The organism is Nonomuraea sp. NPDC050790, assembly GCF_044456745.1.
Lineage (GTDB): Bacteria > Actinomycetota > Actinomycetes > Streptosporangiales > Streptosporangiaceae > Nonomuraea.
Map to the genome: position 1 here is coordinate 65,923 of NZ_JBITGF010000008.1, position 18,434 is coordinate 84,356.

Consider the following 18,434-nt stretch of genomic DNA (forward strand, 5'->3'; position numbering starts at 1 on the left):
ATCCTTCTCGTTGTCACTTGGTGCTGCCCGCGGTCAGGCCGCTCACCAGGTGCTTCTCGATGAGCGCGAACAGGATGACCGCCGGCACGATCGCCATCAGCGCCGCGGCGAACAGGTACTGGTAGTTGGTCTCGTACAGGCCGATGAACTGCTGGATGCCGACGGTGAGCGGCACCCGGCCGCCGGCGGGATCGTTGAAGAGCGTCAGCGCGATGACGAACTCGTTCCACACCTGGATGAACGTGAAGATCATCACGGTGACGAGGCCGGGCGCGGCCAGCGGGAGGATCATCCGGACCAGGATCCGGAACCTGCCGAGGCCGTCCATCATCGCGGCCTCGTCGATGTCGACCGGGATCGAGCCGAAGTGGGCGTGCAGGATCCAGACCGCGAAGGCGAGGTTGAAGGCGGAGTTGATGGCGATGATGACGGCGTAGCTGTTGATCCCGTCCACGAACAGCGCCTGCCGGTAGAGCCCGATGAGCAGCGCGACCGCGGGGAACATCTGCGTCACCAGGATCACGCCGAGGAACGCCCCGCGCCCGCGGAAACGCGAACGGGCCAGCACGTACGCCGCGGGCGCGGCCACGAGCAGCACCAGCGCCGTGGAGGCCAGGGCGACGGTCAGGCTGACCCGGAAGTAGTCGGCCAGCGGGATGCGCCGCCACACGTCGGCGTAGTTGGACCAGGCCCAGGACTTGGGCAGGTAGTCGGCGGGCACGGCGAACAGTTCGGCGTCGGTCTTGAGGGAGCCGAGCAGCATCGCCGCGTACGGGGCCAGGAAGAACAGCGCGATCGCGAACCCGGCGACCGGCATCACCACCTTGCGCGCCCGCGCCCACCCGCGCCCGGCCCGCAGCAGCACCGGACGGGTGCGCCGCACCGGCGGCCGGACGGCGGCGGCGGGCTCCCGCGCGACGGCCGCGCTCGGCGGAGCGGGCTTCTCCTCCGCTGCCGAGGGGTTGCGGTACGGCCGTAGCACCAGCACGAACGCCAGGATGAGCAGCAGCAGGAAGGCCACGTTGAGCACGCCGAGCGCCGCCGCCTCGCCGGAGTCGAGCTGCGCGGTGAACGCGATCTTGTACAGCCAGGTCACGGTGGTGTCGGCGTGGTTGCCCGCCGTCTTGCCCATGATCACCCAGATGACGGTGAACGCGTTGAAGACGTGCAGCATGTTGAGGACCAGCGCGATCATGAGCGAGGGCCGCAGGATCGGCAGCGTCACCCGCCGCCAGGTCGCCCACGCGCCGGCGCCGTCGATCTTCGCCGCCTCCAGCACGTCGTGCGGCACCGTCTGCAGCCCGGACAGCAGCACGTAGGTGGTGAACGGCATCGAGGTGACGATGCCGACCGCCATCACCGCGTACAGTGCGGTGGCCGGGTCCTTGTACCAGTCGACCGGCGCCGAGATGATCGACAGGTCCATCAGCAGCCGGTTGAGCAGGCCGTTGCCGCCCTCGTAGATGAAGCGCCACACGGTCGCGGTCATCACCAGCGAGGCCGCCCACGGCACGACCAGCGCGAGCCGGACGAACCGCCGGCCGAAGAACTCCTTCGACAGGAACTGCGCCAGCGCCAGCGAGAGCACCACGGTGAGCCCGACGACGATCACCAGCCACAGCAGCGTGTTGCCGGCGACCTGGCCGAACGCGTCCTCGCTCAGGAGCCTGGCGTAGTTGTCGAACCCGGCGAAGCCCTTGACCAGCCCGATCCTGCTGATGTCGAGGAAGGACATCCAGACCATGTAGACCGCGGGGAAGCCGACGACGCAGACGATCAGCGCGGTGCTCGGCGTCAGCCAGCGCCACGGGACCGTGCGCTCCCACAGGTCGGCGATCCGGTTCACCGCGGGTTCCTGAGGTTCGCGGTCCAGGCGTCGAGGGTGGCCTGCCACTCGACCGGGTCCTCCGGTCTGCCGGGCACGCCCGGCCTGGTCTGCCAGGGCAGCGGCCCCGACTCGCGGCGGTACTCGACTCCGATCGCCTCCAGCCGGGGCAGGTGGGCGGCCAGGCGGCGGCGGAACTCCGCCAGGTCCCGCTCCGGCCCCGACCAGACGGTCTCGGCGAAGGCGGCCAGCCGGGGGAAGGCCATGTAGTCGACGTGCCTGCTGGAGTCGATCAGCTCGGTCCAGACGCCGCACTGGGCGCCGAGGACGCGCTCGGCCGCCGGGTCGCCGCGCAGCTCGGCGGGGACGGGCTCGAAGGCGTAGACGTCCTCGATGGTGAGCACGGTGCCGAACGGCACGGGCTCGTCCTCGCGCGCGCTCTGCCGGTAGTCGAAGTAGACGGCGGTGTTGGAGCAGTTGATGACGTCGTGCCCGGCACGGGCGGCGGCCACCGCGCCCAGGTCGGCCCGCCAGGCGGCCACGACCGCGCCGGGCGCCAGGCCGCCCTCCAGGATCTCGTCCCAGCCGACCAGGCGCCGCCCGCGCTCGGCCAGGTACGCGCCGAACTGGCGGATGAACCAGCTCTGCAGCTCGTCCTCGTCGCGCAGGCCCAGCTCCGCGATGCGCCGCTGGGCCGAGGGGCTGGCGCGCCACTGGTCCTTGGGGCACTCGTCGCCGCCGACGCACACGTACGGGCTGGGGAACAGCTCCAGCACCTCGTCGAAGACGTTCTTGAAGAACTCGATCGTGGCGTCCTCGACGTTCAGCACGTTGGCGCCGATGCCCCAGGTGGTGCCCACCCCGAGCGGGGTGTCCAGGTTGCCCAGCTCGGGGTAGGCGGCGATGGCCGACTGGGTGTGGCCGGGCAGGTCGATCTCGGGCACCACCGAGATGTGGCGGCGGGCGGCGTAGGCGACGATCTCGCGCAGGTCGTCCTGGGTGTAGAAGCCGCCGTGGGGGCGGCCGTCCATCTCGCCCTCCCAGCCGACCTGGCTCTGCTCGCGCCAGGAGCCGATCTCGGTCAGGCGCGGGTAGCGCTTGATCTCCACCCGCCAGCCCTGGTCGTCGGTCAGGTGCAGGTGCAGGACGTTCAGCTTGTGCAGGGCCATCAGGTCGATGAAGCGCAGCACGTCCGCCTTGGTCATGAAGTGCCGGGCCACGTCGAGGATCGCGCCGCGCCAGCCGAACCTCGGCCCGTCCTCCACGTGTACGGCCGGCACCTCCAGCGCCCCGGCGCCGCCCGCGCGGCGGAAGGCGGCCGGGCCGATGAGCTGGCGGAGCGTCTGGGCTCCGTAGAAGGCTCCGGCGGGCGACCCGGCGTCCAGCGCGATCCCGTCGCAGGCGACGGTCAGCCGGTAGGACTCGGGCGGCAGGTCGTCGAGGCCGAGGATGATCGTTCCCTGGCCGGGGGCGCCGGGCAGCAGCTCGCCGCCGGTGACCGGGCTGAGCTCCGCGCGCAGCCAGGCGGCGACCTCGCCGAGCGCCGGGTCGGCGGTGAGCCCGGTGCTCCGGTCGAGCACGAAACGGCCGGGCGCTGCCGCGTACCGCTTGGGCTTGGGGACGATCATCTGGTGGGTCTCCTCAGGGAGGGTGACTTACGAAGGAGAGCATCATTATTAGCACCGGGCCTCTGGAGGGTCAATGCTCATTTCTGCGCAGAACGCTCCCGCGGCACCACGATTGTGCGGACGATACGGCATAATGAATCATGACTTAAAGAGGACACCTGCATTAGGACGGCGATGGCCACACTTCGGGGCGGCGACCTGTCGCGGCTGAGGCAACTCAACTCCCTGACCGCGATCGGGGCGCTGCGCGGCGCCGGCCCGCTGACGCTGTCGGCCCTGGCCGAGCGCACCGGGCTGTCGCGGCCGTCGATGAAGGAGGTCGTGGACGAGCTGATGCAGCTCGGCTGGGTCGAGGAGACCCCGCCCGCGCAGGGCACGATCGGCCGTCCCGCCCGCCGCTACCGCTTCCGGGCGAGCAGCGGCTACCTGGTCGGGCTCGACATCGGCGGCCACAACATCCGCGCCGCCCTGGCGAACCTCAACGGCGAGATCCTCGCCGAGGCCCGCCGGCCCGTCCAGCCGGACACGCCCGTGGAGGAGCGCCTGGCCACGATCGAGGCCACCGTGGCGGGCTGTCTCGCGCTCGGCGGCAAGACGATCGCCGACGTGTGGGTGGTCGCGGCGGGCACGATCGGCGTGGTCACCCCCGAGGGCCGCATCCACTACTGCGCGGCCATCCCCGCCTGGACCGGGCTCGACCTGGCCGGGCGGCTGCGCGAGATGTTCCCCTGCGACGTCGTCGTCGAGAACGACAGCCGCCTGGCCGCCAGGGCCGAGGCCGCCCGCGGCACCGCCCGTGACGCGCGTGACGTGGTGTTCCTGCACGTCGGACGCCGGATGGGGGCGGCGGTCATCATCGACGGCCAGGTCCACCGCGGCTTCGGCGCCGCGGCCGGGGAGATCGCGATGCTGCCGCAGGCGCAGTGGTTCGACGCGCCCGAGCACCTGCAGAACTGCCCGATCATCCCCCTGGACACCTCACCCGCCGACGCCGCCGGCTACACGCTGGCCGCCGCCAGGACGGGCGACCCGGTCGCGCTGGCGGCGGTCGGGCGGTACGTCGACGACCTGGCGGTGGGGACCAGCGCGATGGTGCTGATGCTGGACCCGCAGGTGGTGGTGCTGGGGGGCGGTTTCTCCCGCTCGGCCGACGTGCTGCTGCCGCCGTTGCGCGAACGGCTGGAGCGCACCTGCATCCGCCTGCCGGACCTGCGCGCCTCCACCCTGGGCGACGAGTGCGTGGTCACCGGCGCCATCGACTACGCCGTCGCCCACCTCGACCACCAACTCTTCACCCCCGATGCCCCCCTCCCCGCCCCGCGCTGACCTGTTTTCCGCGCTGTTCGCGCGTTTCCGCTCTGTTCGCGCGCTTCCGCTCTGTTCGTGCGCGTCTGATCCTTTACGGCAGGCCGCCCCCACCACCGCCCGCCGCCGCGCGTGACCGCCCGTCGTCTCCACGCCCAGCGGGCGCGACTCACCTCGCCGTGACGTCGCGCCCTTGACCCGCCACCCGGGCAGGTGCGCCAGGTGCGGGTACCGCGACTCACCTCGCCGTGACGTCGTGCTCTTGACCGGCCTTCCGGAAAGCGCGCCTGGGCAGGTGGGCGTGGTGCAGGTGGCGCATGGTGCGTGGGCCTCCGCTGCCGATCCGGCGACGGACCGGGGTGGTGGGCCAGAGGAGGCGGGCGGCGATGGCGCCTGCCAGCGCGAGCGCCGTCAGGGCCACGGCGGCGGCGGTCATGCCCGCGACCGTCGCCAGCCAGCCCGCCAGCGGGTAGGTGAGGAGCCAGGCGGCGTGGGAGAAGGCGAACTGGGCGGCGAAGGCGGCGGGCAGGTCCTCCGGTGAGACCGCACGGCGGATCAGGCGGCCGGTCGGGGTCAGCACCGCGGCCGTGGCCGCGCCCAGTACCGCCCAGACGGCCAGCAGCATCCACCAGGTCAGGGTTCCCGTGGCCAGGGCCGTGCCGATCACGGCCGATCCGGCGAACAGGGTGAAGGAACCCGCCAGCATGACCGCCCTGTCGGAGAGCCTTTCCAGGATCGACGGCAGGAGCAGCGCCACGGCCATCGAGCCGGCGCCGAAGGCGGCCAGGGCCAGGGAGACCTCGCCGGTGCCCCTGCCCAGGTGCTCGCGGACCAGCACCACCGTGTTGACGATGACCATCGAGCCGGCCGCCGCGACCGACAGGTTCATGGCCAGAAGGGCGCGCAGGGGCGCCCTGGTCAGGAAGTGCCGGGCGCCGGAGACGGCCTTGGCCAGGGGGCCGGCGGCGGGCCGTACCGGCTGGGGCTTGGGAAGGACGACGGACAGCACGAACAGCGCGGACGCCAGGAATCCGAGCGCGGTGCCCATGAACAGCCAGTTGTAGGTGATCACGCTGAGCAGGGCGGCGGCCAGGACCGGGCTGAGCAGGGTCTCCAGGTCATAGGCGAGGCGGGACAGGGACAGGGCGCGGGTGTAGTCGCGCTCGTCCGGCAGGAGCTGGGGGATGGTCGCCTGGAAGGCCGGGGTGAAGGCGGCGGAGGCGAGCTGGAGGAGGAAGATGAGCACGTAGACGTGCCACACCTCGGCGACGAACGGCAGCGCCAGCGCGACCACCGCGCGGACCAGGTCCGAGCCGACCAGCAGCGCGCGGCGCGGCAGGCGGTCGGCGAAGGCGCCGATCACCGGGGCCACCCCGACGTAGGCCACCATCTTGATGGCCAGCGCGGTGCCCAGGACCGCGGAGGCGTCGGCGCCGGCGAGGTCGTAGGCGAGCAGGCTCAGCGCCACGGTGGCCAGCCCGGTGCCCACCAGGGCGACGACCTGGGCGGTGAACAGACGGCGGTAGGCACGATCGCGCAGTACTCGGAACATGGCCGCGGCCTCCTCGAATCAACATATGCGTATATGCGCATGCGTTGAACTCAAGAGAGTGCCGGAACATTCCCTCAGGCGTGCCAGGGGTCGCCGGTGACCTTGTGCTCGGCGTGGCTCAGGGCCTCGGTGAGGAGGTTGCGCAGGTGGCCGTCGCGCAGCGAGTACACGACCCGGCGGCCCTCCCTGCGCGACTGCACCAGGCTGGCCAGCCGGAGCTTGGCCAGGTGCTGGCTGACGGCGGGCTGCGCCGCGCCGCTGGCCGCGGCCAGGTGGCTCACGTCGGACTCGCCCTCCGACAGCAGCCACAGCAGGTGAAGGCGCGTGGAATCGGCCAGCAGGGCGAAAACCCGGCTCGCGGCGTCCAGTTGCTCCCGATCGGGCGCCGGCCGGTGCCGATGAACCGTCATGCAGTCATCGTAGGGCGCGAACTTTCCCGGCCCGTTCACTCTCCAACGTGGAGTAAGCACCAGTTCCCGACGGGGGGATCACGATGGACATCTCAACCTGCCTGCGTTCGGCGACGGTGGTCGCGCTCGCGGCGGCCTGCTGCGCGGTGCCGGCCGCCGCCGCGGGGGCCGCCAGATCGGGCAAGCCGCCGGCTTTACCGGAGTCCGGCGCGGGGGCCGCGGCCTTCGCCTACCTGTGCGCGGCCGGCAAGGACCTGCTGCCCACCGGCAAGTGCGACACGTGGAGGGTGGTGACGCTCGACGGGCGCATCCACTCCTTCCCCGAGGCGCTCGCCTACGAGAAGGGCAAGAAGGCCGACGACTCCGGCGAGGCGGGGGCCTTCGCCATCAGCCCCGACGGCGCCCGCGTCGCCTACCAGCGCGCGTCCGACGACCGCGTGGTGGTACGCGACCTGGGCACCGGCGAGACCTGGGAGATGCCGCGCCGGGCGGCGAAGGGGTCGATCGGCTCGCCGTTCAGCCTGAGGTTCGTGCGCGACGGCGGCGGGCTGGCGATCAGCCAATCGCGCCACGACGACTCCCTCTCCACCACCTACGTCGAGGTGGAGACCGGCGCGGCGCGCAAGCTGCCCAGGGGCCTGGCGCTGCTGGACGTCGAGCCCTCGGGACGGACCACCCTGCTCAGCGAGCCGGGACTCGGGCGGCGGGGCTGGTTCCACACGGTCGGCGGCGGGCGCACCACCAAGGCCAAGCTGCCGGAGAAGGCGGGCAAGCACCTCATCTGGGGCGCCTTCGCCGCGCGCGACGGCCGGGCCGCGAACCTGGTGCCCAAGGAGCCGCCCGCCTGCGGTCCGGACATGACGCCGATGTGGCTGTCGGTGTTCTCCACGACCACGGGCAGGATGACCAAGGTCAAGCCGAGGCTGCCGGCCGACGTGAACCACGCCGACGCCATCGACTGGCTCAGCCGGGACGAGATCGTGGCCTCGGCCAGCAGGGACCGGTCCGGCAAGAAGGAGCCGACGGTCCTGGGCTCCTACGTCTACGCGGTGAACGTCAAGACGGGCGCCTCACGGCTGCTGACCAAGCTGTCCACCAGCGAGACCCTCTTCGAGAGCCACCTGGTGGTCGGCGGCTACGCGGCGGCCCCCGCCGGGGCGGCGGGCGGCAAGATCGCCAAGCCGGGGCGGCGCGGCTGCGGGTGACCCTCGCGCGGGTTCCGGGGCCGCGGCCGGGCGGCCGCGGCCCCGGGTGGACTCAGAGGCCGCGCAGGAACGCCGCGGCCACCGGGGCGGCGACCTTGCCGCCGCCCCCTCCGCCCTCCACCACGACGGCGAAGGCCAGCGAGCCCTTGTAGCCCATGAACCAGGCGTGGGAGTCGAGCTTGGGGCCGCTGCCGTACTCGGCGGTTCCGGTCTTGCCGCGGGTGCCGGACGGCAGCCCGGCCGCCTTGGCGGTGCCCTTGGTGACCACGGCCGACATCATCGGAGCCAGCTTCTCGCTCACGCCGCCGGGCAGCTCGCGCGGCTCCGTCTTCTGCTTCAGATCGGGTACGAGGGTCGGCGGGCGCCAGGTGCCGTCGGCGATCGCGGCGGCCACCGAGGCCATGGTCAGCGGGCTGGCGGTGATGCGCGCCTGGCCGAAGGACTCCGCGGCCAGTTCCGCGTCGGACTCGGCCTTGGGGAAGCTCGGCTTGGTGGCGGGCACGCCGATCGTCAGCGGCTGGTTGAAGCCGACCCGCTCGGCGGTCTCCAGCAGCTTGGCGGCGCCGAGGTGCTGCTGGGCGAGGGGGGCGAAGGTGGTGTTGCAGGAGTAGGCGAAGGAGTCGGAGAAGCTGAGCGAGCCGTACTCGGCCCGTTCGGAGTTGCGGATCTTCAGCCCGCCGACGGTGGCGTACTTGGGGCAGGTCACCCGCTCCTGGGGCGCGACCCCCTCGGCCAGCAGCCCGATGGCCGTGACCGCCTTGAACGTCGAGCCCGGCGCGTACCGTCCGTTGATCGCCCGGTCGAAGCCGCCCCGGTTGTTGACCACGGCCTTGATCTCGCCGCTGGCGCTCTCGATGGCGACGAGCGCGGCGGGCTTGTCAAGATCCTTGACCGCGGCGACGGCGGCGTCCTGGATCCGCGGGTCCAGCGTGGTCTCCACACCGGACCCCTTCTTCCCGTCGATCGTCTCCAGCGTCTTGCCGCCGAGCTGGATCTCGGTGGCGGGCGTGCCCGCCAGGCGCTTCTGGAAGTTCTCCTGCAGCCCGCCCCGGCCGACGGCCTGCCCGACCTTGTAGGAGGGCCCGAGCCTGTCGACGTCCTTCTTGGTCGCCTTGTCCAGGAACCCGACGAGCTGCTGCACCGACCCGCCCACCTGGCCGGTGTCGATGCGCGCGCCGCTGCTGTCGGTGATCTCGCCGCGCTCCGGCCAGCGCGTCTTGAGCGCGAACGCGGCCCCGCTCGTCATGGACGGATGCAGGGTCTGCGGCGTCCAGTCCACCTTCCAGGTGCGATCCGCCACCTTCACGGGGATCTGTCCCTGATAACTCCACGCGCCGACGTTCTTGAGCTCCATGCTCGCCGTGTACGGCACCGCCGACCGCCCGTCCTTCTCCGGAGCCGCCTGGCCGAGGGTGACCTTGAGCGTCTCGATGGCCAGCCCGGTGCGCATCTGCTCATACCCGGCCAGCGACTGCGGCACCGCCAGTTCCCTGGTCATGCGCGCGGCGTCCCCGTCCTGCCAGGCCGCCGCGAACCGCCCGGCGGTCTCGGCTGGGCTCCCCGTGGTCCGCAGCAGCAGGTAAGCCCCGGTCCCGGCCGCCCCCAAGGCCACCACCGTCACCACGGAAACGATCGCGATGGTCCTGCCACGCGCCACAGCCCAGCCCCCTGCTCCTCGACGAGTCCCCGGAGTTCACCGAGCTTAGTGGGCGACAAATCCCGACATGTCCCACTTTCACGGATCGCCCTGCCGCACCATCCTCCCCACCCCTACCCCACCACCCCAAGACGTTGCCCCTCCCCCCGACACCTCGTCAACCCCGCCCCCGCGCCTATGGGACGCCCGATGCCAGATCCGAGCCCACTGCGTCGTCGGTCAGTCCGCGGGCTTGAGGCCCTGGCCTGAGTGTGGCACCCGCGTAGCGGTCCAGAAAGGGGGACATCCGCGCCAACGGGACTCCGGCGAAGGGCGTGAAGAAACTTGCGCCCTGCCAAACAGATGGGTAAAGGCCGAGGACATCGCGGCGAAGTCGCGGTTCGTGTTTTCACATGCTCGCTGAGTGTTGTGATCTTTGTCATGTTCTTGAGCATTCACATCGAGTAATCCGCGTCGTTAGATGGGTGGGCGATATCCACTTTGCTCACTGGCGAGCCAGAGAATGGAGATCCCATGTTCAAGGCAGTTCGAATGGCCTCGGTGGTCGTGGCCGGCGCGGCCGCGCTCATCGTCGGCGGTGCGCCCGTCCATGCCGAGACCGCGGCCACCGAGTATGTGGCCACCATCAACACCGGCGGGGAGAGCTTCCGCATCCGCCTCGTCGACACCAACGACGTCGACGCGGCCTACCGCAACCTGTCCGGAACGGGACCGCGGCAGCACGTCAATGGAAAGATCCTGCCGGGGACCGATGTCAATACCGGATGGAGCTGGCACCTCGATCCCGGTGACCTGGAGTTCGTCGACATTTCAATGGAACTGTGTGACGGTAAACCGTCCGACGTGGAAAACGGCACGCTGTCCGGCGACCGCTTCTGCCCTTGGGGTACGCAGGTGGTTGACATTCAGCCGCTTTAGTTTTTGAGAAAGTCACGGCCCCCGTCCTCCTCCGGGAAGGCGGGGGCTTCGTCATGGGGCCGGGCCGGGCGGCTGAGGGAGGCGGGAAGAACAAGACTGTTGTCCGGGCGATTCCTCGTGCACGGTTGTCGGCGTCCCCACCGCACGACGACAGGAGTCCCAGCATGTCCGGAACCGTGCCCCTGCATCTCGCGGGCAACAACGCGCCGGTGTCCGAGGAGGTGAGCCTGGAGCCGTCCAAGGTGGTCGGGGAGATCCCGGCCGAGCTGACCGGGCAGTTCTTCCGCAACGGGCCGAACCCGCGTACCGGCTGGTCGCCGCATTTCTTCGCGGGTGACGGCATGATCCACACCATCGCGCTCGACGGCGGCAGGGCGCGCTGGTACCGCAACCGGTACGTGCGCACGCCGCTCTACGAGCACCCCGGCGAGTCCCGCTTCGCCCTCGCCTTCGACCAGGGGCGCATCGACTACCGGGTCACCACGGCCAACACCCACGTGATCGCGCACGCCGGCCGCCTGTTCGCGCTGGAGGAGGGCGGCTTCCCGTACGAGCTGACGCCCGGCCTCGCCACGATCGGGCCGCACACCTTCGACGGCGCCCTGCTGGGCCCGATGACCGCGCATCCCAAGATCTGCCCGAGCACCGGTGAGCTGCTGTTCTTCGGCTACGGGCTGCGCCCGCCGTACCTGGTCTGCTACCGAGCCTCCGCGAGCGGCGAGGTGGTGCGACGGCGCGTCGTGGACGTGCCGCGCGCGACGATGATGCACGACTTCGCGATCACGAGGAACCACATGATCTTCATGGACCTGCCGGTGGTCTTCGACCCCGCACGGGCCGCGGCGGGCGGGCCGCCGTGGCGCTGGGACGACGGGCACCGCGCCCGGTTCGGCGTGCTCCCCCGTACGGCCGGCGACGACGCCCCCGTCCGCTGGTTCGACGTCGCGCCATGTTACGTGTGGCACACCATGAACGCCTTCGAGAGCCCGGAAGGCGACACGATCACCGTCACCGGCACCCGCGTCCCCACGCTGTGGCGCGACGGCGCGGACGACCTGGCGGGCGGGCTGCCCGTCGTGTACCGCTGGAGGCTGGACCTGCGATCGGGCACGGTCGCGGAGGAACCGCTCGACGACAGGCCCAGCGAGTACCCCCGGCTGGCCGACTCCCGGCTCGGCCTTCCGAACCGCTACGGCTACACGACGAGCTTCTCCCTGAGCGCCGAGCCCGACCGGTCGGAGATCTACGCCTACGACCTCACCGGCGGCGAACCGGCCGTGCACCGCCTCCCTCCAGGCCACACCTGCGGCGAAGCCGTCTTCGTCCCCCGGAGCGGCGGGACCGGTGAGAACGACGGCTACCTGATGACGTTCGCCCACGACCGCGCGGCCGGGACCGGTTACCTGGCCATCCTGGACGCCGCCGACCTGTCCGCGCCCCCGCTCGCCGAGGTGCACGTCCCGGTACGCGTCCCCGCCGGCTTCCACGGCAACTGGATCCCGGCCTGATCTCAGCTCGACGGGGGGCGCGGCGCGAAGATCCGGAACGTGTTGCCCTCGGGGTCGCGGAACACGACCCAGCGGACGCCGTCCTGCTCGTTGTCGCTGACACGCTCGGCTCCGAGCGCCTCGACCCGGCCGGCCTGTTCGGCCCAGTCGGCCTCACCGCCGAGGTCGAGCATGAGACGGTTGTCCCCGGTCGCGAGTTCCCCCTGGGGCCGGTGGAACATCCACGTCGCCCCGTCCCCCACCGGGCTGATCATCGCGAACTCCGGCGTCGCCCCCTCGTCGACCGGCCGCCTCAGCACGCCGGACCAGAACGAGGCCAGGGCTGCCGCGTCCCGGCAGTCGAACGAGTACATTCCGACCTTCATACGACTCCTCCCTTACGTGGGTCCACGCACAGGTAGACCGGCCCCGGCGGCGGAACTCATCGCGCGGAAGGGGATCCGAACCAGCGCGAGAGGTGGCGGTCCAGGTCCTGCTGGTCGTCACCGATCCAGGCGACGTGACCGTCGGGGCGCATCAGGAGGCCAGAAACGTCCAGCGCCGCCGTGGGATCGGCCAGGTGGTCCACCCGGTCCGACCAGCCGCCGACGCCCAGCCGTCCGGTGCGGTCCAGCAGCAGGCCGCGGCCGTGGTGCAGCAGGCCGTACAGGTTGCCCCGCTTGACGTCGAGGTCACGCAGACGGCGGCCGAGCAGCTCGTGGCCGTCACCGAAGTCGTAGCGGACGCCGATCGCGGCGATCTTCTCGATCAGGTGGCGGTTCACCTCCTCGAAGTCCATCAGTTCGGTGAGCAGCCCGCGCAGCGCCCGCGAACCCGGCTCGGCCGACTGCAGTGCCGATTGGGCGCGGGTGTTGTCCAGGACGTCCGCGGCGACCGGATGGCGTTCGGCCTGGTAGGTGTCCAGCAGCATGTCCGAGCCCCAGCCGAGGATCTGCGCGGCAAGCTTCCACCCGAGGTTGAACGCGTCCTGGAGGCCCAGGTTGAGACCCTGCCCGCCGATCGGCGGATGGATGTGGGCCGCGTCCCCGGCCAGCAGCACCCGCCCGACCCGATAGCGTTCGGCCAGCCGGGTGGCGTCCCCGAAGCGGGACAACCAGCGCGGGGAGCGCACGCCGAAATCGGTTCCGGCGACGGCGCGCAGCCCCTGACGGAAATCCTCCAGCGTCGGCGGCGCCGCACGATCCCCGACCCCCACGGCCGGGACGACGACGCTGTAGACGCCTTCGCCGAAGGGCCGCAGCCAGAAGGGCCGGTGGATCTCGCCGATTCCGGCGATCCTCGCGGCGATCTCCTCCGGCGGCACGCCCACTTCCATCTCGCCCATCAACGTCTCGCTCCGCGAGGGCTCGCCGGGGAATCCGACGCCGAGCCGCTTGCGGACCGTGCTGCGCGCGCCGTCACAGCCGACGAGATAGCGCGTACGCAGCCTTTCCCCGTCGGCCGTCTCGACGCTCACACCGTCGTCGTCCTGCGCGAATCCGGCCACCGCGCTACCGCGCCGGACCTGCGCGCCCAACGCGATCGCATGCTCTTCGAGCAGCCGGACGATGACCGGCTGCGGAATTCCCACCAGATACGCGTAAGGGGAATCCAAACCCGTGGGCGCGGGCTTCGGGATGGCGGCGAAGAATCCGGCGGCGGGCCGCTTTCTTCCGTGCTGGAGAACACGATCCAGGAGGCCGCGCATGGCCATCAGCTCGATACTGCGCACGTGCAGGCCGACGATGCGTACGAACGACGTGGGCTCGGTCTCCTTCTCGAGAAGGAGCACTCGCACGCCGTGCAGCCGCAGTTCGGCGGCGAGCATCGCGCCGGTCGGCCCGCACCCGGCGATGGTCACGTCAAAGGCCGGAGAATTCATGGTGTTGCCCTTCGGGAGTCCTTGTACGGCGCTCCCGGCGACACCTATGCCAATCGCCCGACCGTGACGGCAGCGGGGAGCACCCACATCGATACAGCGTTCATGGGTCTCACCTCCCTGGGCGGTGTCACGGTCGAACGCAAGCTACAGGCCCGGCCATGATCTGGTCCATTCGTTTTATTCGATCGCGGCCAGGTCCACGACGTACATCCTGTCCTTGATCGGGTACGTCATCAGCCGGTCCAGGCCGCCGTCGGGAATCGCCATGACGCCCTTCGCGTCCGGCCGGATGCCCAGATCGGCGGATCTGCCGGTGTCCACGTCGTAAAGCGACAGCCCCGAGCCCTGCCGATCGACCTTGAAGAAGCGCTCCAGACCGGCGTCGTCACCCCGCTGGAACCCGCTCGGCAGTTCCCGCTCCAGCGACCCGTCACGATCGCGGACGAACCTTCGCACGACGGTCTGGGAGCGCACCGTGTCCGGGCATCGCTTCGTGCCGCACCTGATCTCCTTGCCGGAGGGGTCGCGGGGCCGTTCGACCTTGACGATCCGGTTGCGCACGGCCACGCCCGCGCACCGCTCGACCCCGCACCTGACCTCCTCGTCCGCCTTGACCACGGCGTCGCGCCGCTCGCCGGTCTCGACGTTGAGCAGTTCGCGGAAGATCGCCTTGCCGTGGTGGGCGCCCACCCACGGCCACTCAAGGACGTGGTGGCGCTCGGCGCCCTTCACCGGCCGCGGCGTGCCCCCGCTCAGCGGCACCCGGTGGACGCCGCCCTTCTCGTAGGCGAAGACGACGTCGGAGCCCGCCACCTGCAGTCCGTTGATGTGCCCCTGCTTCATGACGTTCCCGAGGGGGACGTCGGCGACCCGCCGGGGACTCCCCCCGGCGGCGGGGACTGTCCAGATCCGGGCGACCCTCGGCCCGCCCGCCTCCTTGTAGGACGCCCACCAGACGATGTTCCCGCCACCCGCGGCGACGCCGTCCGCGAAGATCGCCGATCCCTTCGTCGGGGGGATCTCGGCGACCCGCGTGGGCCGCCCGGTGCGCAGGTCGTAGCGCCACAGGAACTGCCGCCTGCCGTCGCTGACGCCCGTCATGACCAGCAGCGTGTCGTCGTCGAGGAGAAGCTGCGGATGGTACGCGCGCCCGTCGGGCAGCTTCGCCGGGATCTTGCGCACCGCCTCCGGCCACACCTTCTCGATCGGCGGCGGAGCCTGCCCCGTCCCATCGACCGCCGGAGACGGCTGCGCCGACGCCCCCAGCCCGTCCACCGCCACGCCCACCCCGCCCGCGACCACGACCACGGCCGCCGCCGCCCGCACGGCCGCGGTCCTGGCCCGCCGCCGCCGATGGCGCGCCTTGACCGTCGCGGCCAGCCCGTCCGGCACCCGGGGCGCCCGATCCGCCGCCCCCGAGAGAACCCCGCTCAGCCTGTCTTCCAGATCGGTCATCGCATGCTCCTGTGGGGCTCCGGTGCGGAGGAGAGGGAGGAGCGCAGCTTGTCCAGGCCGCGGAAGGCCTGGCTGCGCACGGTTCCCGGAGAGATGCCGAGCACCTTGGCGATCTCGGCGTCACTGAGCTGTTCGTAGTAGCGCAGCACCAGCACGGCACGCTGCCTGCGGGGCAGCGCGCCCAGGGCCGCCCAGAGCCCCTGTTCCTCGTCGGAGGGGAAGACCTCGTGGTGAACCCGCTCCGGCGGCCCCTCGGTGAGGTGCTCACGCCTGCGCCGCCGCCAGAGGCTGATGTGTAACCGGGCCATCGTGGTGCGCACGTAGCTGTGCGGGCTGTCCTTGCGCCGCACCTTCGGCCAGGCGCCGCACAGCCGTACCAGAGCCTCCTGGACCAGGTCGGCGGCGTCATGCGGGTTTCCGGTCAGGACGTACCCGTAGCGGAGCAGCGCCTCCGTCTCCTCTGCCACGAAGTCGTCGAAGCCCGGCTCGTCATCCACTGCTCGTCCCTTCGGTCGTCATGTCCCAGACGGCCGAAGGGACGAATGCGTTGCATCTCCCGGCAAACCTCTTCAGGAGTACGGCGGAGCGCCACCAGCGCCATCACAGGTCCAGTACGACGTCGACGTCGCGCACAGTGTGGTCGACGGACTCCTCGGCCGCCGAGTTCGCGCAGCCACGCGTGCCTGGGGCGCTCGCCGTGGTGATGACGTACGCGCCCAGCGGCGGTTGCAGGGGGTGAGTCCCAAGGTGCTGACCCAGACGCTCCGGCGGCTTGAGAGGGCGGGATTCCTCGATCGCATACCTCACCCGCATGAAGGTGAATTCAAATTCACTGGGGCGAAGGATTGTCAGCCCTTCCACCGATCCCTCAGAATGAATGCGAATTCAGTTTCGCTGTGAGGGAGATCACATGCACCTCATGGAGTGGTGTCGCATCCGCACCTCCGGCGCGCGAGCCGTGGAGCCCTTCCAGATCGGCGACCTGTCCCTGCTGGCCATCCCGCAACTGGCCCTCGACGTGCCCGGACAGCCTCCTGCCATGAACGCCGGCGACAGCGACACCGAGTTACTGCTGCTGCGCCGTACCGGCACCGGCTTCGAGCACTTCCAGAGCCTGAGCGTGCCGGGCGGCGAGGACGCGGAGTTCTTCCGGATCGGCGAGCGGGCCTTCCTCGCGACCGCGAGCATCCGCGGCGGCCAAGGCCCGTACGAGCACGCCGTGGACTCCCGGATCCACGAGTGGGACGGCACACGGTTCGTGCCCTTCCAGAGCGTGCCCGGCTTCGCGGCCAAGCAGTGGCGGCACTTCACGGTCGGCGGCCGGCACTTCCTGGCTCTGGCGCAGGGGCTGCCGCTGCCGGGGAGCCGCCCGTCCACGATCCATCGATGGGACGGCGGGGCCTTCGAGCCGTTCCAGGAGATCGACTCCGAGCAGGGCTACAACTGGCACGCCTTCCAGGTGGGCGGCCAGGAGTTCCTGGCCCACGCCGACCACCTCGCGCCGTCCATGCTGTATCGCTGGGACGGGGAACGCTTCGCCGTACACCAGACTCTGGCCGAGCGGCACGGACGGGCGTTCGCGAGCTTCGGCGCCGACGGCGAGGAGTACCTGCTGGTCGGCTGCATCCTCGGCCGGACGCGGCTGCTGCGGTGGGACGGCGAGTCCTTCGTGCGGCACGCCGTGCTGGACGGGGCGGGCGCGCGCGAGTTCGCGGTGCTGCGCGGCGCGCGCGGCCTGTACGTGCTGCGCGTCAACTTCATCCACGGGACCCCCGCGGAACCGACGACGGCGCTGAAGTCCCAGCTCTACCGCTGGCGGGACGGCGGGCTGCGGGTCGTCGAGGAGTTCCCCACCAGCGGCGGCACGGACGTCGCCGTCATGACCGGGGCGGACGGGACGCTGGTGGCCGTGTCCAACGGGCTCAGCCCGGACGTGCGCTTCGCCGCCGACAGCGTCGTCTATCGCTTCGCCGAGTGAGGGCACATCGTGACGGACGCGTTCATCAGGTTGTTCACCGCCTACACCGCGGATCAGGACAGCATCGGCAGGCGGCTGGGCCGGGCGGTCACCGACCGTTCCCGCGCCGACCCGCTGATCGCCGCGACGGCCACCGACATCGCGCTCTACCCTGGCGGCGGCAGGCCGCCGACGGTCGAGGGATTCCGCATGTCCACCAGGGGTTTCAAGGAGCTGACCGGGGTCTCGCACCTGGGTCCGGCGGTGGCCTCGCTGGTCAGGCTGCGCGCCCTGGGCGAGGCGTCCTGGCGGGAGTCCGCCGAGCGCCTGCTGGCCGAGGTCAAGGCCACGCGGGCGGCCAACAGCACGGAGTTGTGGCGCGATCAGGTCGCGGTCGAGGCCTACCGGGGCAAGGAGGGCGAGATAGCCGCCCTGGTGGACCGCGCGTGCGAGGCGACCGGCCGCTACCTCACCCTTGCGCTGGACGACGAGGAGTACCTCTCCCCCACGACGCTGCGCCGTGACTTCCTCGACGGGGACGACGGCGTCAACGCGATGATGGTCGCCACGTTCTTCCTGGTCAGCCTCGACATCAACTTCCGCGTCGCGCGGTGGTTCACCGCGCGGGACGTGGCGTGGGAACGGGCCATGGTGGTGGTCGCGGGCCGGCAGGGCCGCCCCACGGCCGGGGTGACGTGGAACACCAGCAGCGTGGCCACGATGATCCTCGCCGCCTCGCGGGGGCGCCTGCCGCTGGAGCGCGTGTACGTGGCCCCGCACGCGCCCACCTTCGCCACCCCCGCGGACGGCGACCTCTCCGAGGTGGCCGCCCTGGAGGAGGAGCTGCGTGCCCTGTGGTGCGGCACCAGGGCCACGGTCGAGCTCGGCGAGGTGATGTTCGACGGCTATCCGCGCTACACCCCCGGCGGCCTCGTGCTCCCCGACGTCGCCGACCCCGGCGTCACCGAGGTCAGCGAGATGCCGGCCATCCGCTCCGCCGGCGACATGCGGGCGCTGGTCACCAGGCTCCGCGTCGTGCTGGAGGACCCGAGGCAGTTGCTTTCCGGCTGCGTCACCGACTTCGCCGCCGCCTCGCTGGCGGCGGCGGGCAACGATCCCACCCGGGTGACCGTGCCCGGGCTCTGAGAGGCGA

General features: G+C 71.2%; 16 protein-coding genes. 6 read left to right on the forward strand and 10 right to left on the reverse strand.

Annotation, left to right across the window (positions count from 1 at the left end; translation table 11 throughout):
• Positions 1-13: 13 nt before the first annotated feature.
• Both ACIBEJ_RS36535 and ACIBEJ_RS36540 read right to left on the reverse strand, forming a co-directional pair.
• The gene (locus tag ACIBEJ_RS36535) at positions 14-1,846 is read right to left on the reverse strand and encodes an ABC transporter permease subunit (RefSeq protein ID WP_397187497.1); all 1,833 of its coding nucleotides are present in this window, start codon (positions 1,844-1,846) and stop codon (positions 14-16) included.
• Entirely contained in the window at positions 1,843-3,453 is a 1,611-nt protein-coding gene (locus ACIBEJ_RS36540; RefSeq protein WP_397187498.1) for a beta-N-acetylhexosaminidase, read from the reverse strand. Before ACIBEJ_RS36540 ends, ACIBEJ_RS36535 begins: the two co-directional genes overlap by 4 nt.
• Before the next feature lie 174 nt (positions 3,454-3,627).
• Between ACIBEJ_RS36540 and ACIBEJ_RS36545 the strand changes: the two genes are divergently transcribed.
• Positions 3,628-4,779 (forward strand): ROK family transcriptional regulator, encoded by a 1,152-nt coding sequence (locus ACIBEJ_RS36545; RefSeq protein ID WP_397187499.1) that lies wholly within the window; start codon positions 3,628-3,630, stop codon positions 4,777-4,779.
• A gap of 217 nt (positions 4,780-4,996) precedes the next feature.
• On the opposite strand, the gene ACIBEJ_RS36550 is transcribed toward ACIBEJ_RS36545, so the two are convergent.
• On the reverse strand, positions 4,997-6,310 hold the full coding sequence (locus ACIBEJ_RS36550) for an MFS transporter (protein ID WP_397187500.1): 1,314 nt from the start codon (positions 6,308-6,310) through the stop codon (positions 4,997-4,999).
• A gap of 74 nt (positions 6,311-6,384) precedes the next feature.
• Positions 6,385-6,720 carry an ArsR/SmtB family transcription factor gene (locus ACIBEJ_RS36555; RefSeq protein WP_397187501.1) on the reverse strand — a complete coding sequence of 112 codons (336 nt, stop codon included), beginning with the start codon at positions 6,718-6,720 and terminating at the stop codon, positions 6,385-6,387.
• Between the two features lie 83 nt (positions 6,721-6,803).
• Between ACIBEJ_RS36555 and ACIBEJ_RS36560 the strand changes: the two genes are divergently transcribed.
• Positions 6,804-7,925, forward strand: coding sequence for a hypothetical protein (locus ACIBEJ_RS36560; RefSeq protein ID WP_397187502.1), 1,122 nt, complete (start codon positions 6,804-6,806; stop codon positions 7,923-7,925).
• A gap of 52 nt (positions 7,926-7,977) precedes the next feature.
• Here the strand turns inward: ACIBEJ_RS36560 and ACIBEJ_RS36565 are convergent, their stop codons facing one another.
• A complete protein-coding gene (locus tag ACIBEJ_RS36565) occupies positions 7,978-9,582 on the reverse strand; it encodes a penicillin-binding transpeptidase domain-containing protein (RefSeq protein WP_397187503.1) in 1,605 nt (534 codons plus the stop codon).
• A 513-nt stretch (positions 9,583-10,095) separates the two neighbouring features.
• Here ACIBEJ_RS36565 and ACIBEJ_RS36570 point away from each other — a divergent pair.
• Complete coding sequence (locus ACIBEJ_RS36570; protein WP_397187504.1) at positions 10,096-10,500, forward strand: hypothetical protein; 405 nt, start codon at positions 10,096-10,098, stop codon at positions 10,498-10,500.
• A 164-nt stretch (positions 10,501-10,664) separates the two neighbouring features.
• A complete protein-coding gene (locus ACIBEJ_RS36575) occupies positions 10,665-12,008 on the forward strand; it encodes a carotenoid oxygenase family protein (RefSeq protein WP_397187505.1) in 1,344 nt (447 codons plus the stop codon).
• 2 nt (positions 12,009-12,010) lie between these two features.
• Here the strand turns inward: ACIBEJ_RS36575 and ACIBEJ_RS36580 are convergent, their stop codons facing one another.
• From ACIBEJ_RS36580 to ACIBEJ_RS36600, 5 genes are all read right to left on the reverse strand, one after another.
• On the reverse strand, positions 12,011-12,373 hold the full coding sequence (locus ACIBEJ_RS36580) for a VOC family protein (protein ID WP_397187506.1): 363 nt from the start codon (positions 12,371-12,373) through the stop codon (positions 12,011-12,013).
• 56 nt (positions 12,374-12,429) lie between these two features.
• On the reverse strand, positions 12,430-13,869 hold the full coding sequence (locus ACIBEJ_RS36585) for an FAD-dependent monooxygenase (RefSeq protein WP_397187507.1): 1,440 nt from the start codon (positions 13,867-13,869) through the stop codon (positions 12,430-12,432).
• Between the two features lie 177 nt (positions 13,870-14,046).
• On the reverse strand, positions 14,047-15,324 hold the full coding sequence (locus ACIBEJ_RS36590) for a TolB family protein (protein ID WP_397187508.1): 1,278 nt from the start codon (positions 15,322-15,324) through the stop codon (positions 14,047-14,049).
• Positions 15,321-15,821: a SigE family RNA polymerase sigma factor gene (locus tag ACIBEJ_RS36595; protein ID WP_397187509.1), complete on the reverse strand. Its 501-nt coding sequence runs from the start codon at positions 15,819-15,821 to the stop codon at positions 15,321-15,323. The genes ACIBEJ_RS36590 and ACIBEJ_RS36595 overlap by 4 nt, the downstream gene beginning before the upstream one ends.
• A gap of 103 nt (positions 15,822-15,924) precedes the next feature.
• Positions 15,925-16,137: a hypothetical protein gene (locus ACIBEJ_RS36600; RefSeq protein ID WP_397187510.1), complete on the reverse strand. Its 213-nt coding sequence runs from the start codon at positions 16,135-16,137 to the stop codon at positions 15,925-15,927.
• A gap of 97 nt (positions 16,138-16,234) precedes the next feature.
• Here ACIBEJ_RS36600 and ACIBEJ_RS36605 point away from each other — a divergent pair, with 97 nt between their 5' ends.
• Positions 16,235-17,302, forward strand: a complete 1,068-nt coding sequence (locus ACIBEJ_RS36605; protein ID WP_397187511.1) for a hypothetical protein — start codon at positions 16,235-16,237, stop codon at positions 17,300-17,302.
• Between the two features lie 9 nt (positions 17,303-17,311).
• Positions 17,312-18,427: a DUF5624 domain-containing protein gene (locus tag ACIBEJ_RS36610; protein ID WP_397187512.1), complete on the forward strand. Its 1,116-nt coding sequence runs from the start codon at positions 17,312-17,314 to the stop codon at positions 18,425-18,427.
• Positions 18,428-18,434: the final 7 nt, after the last annotated feature.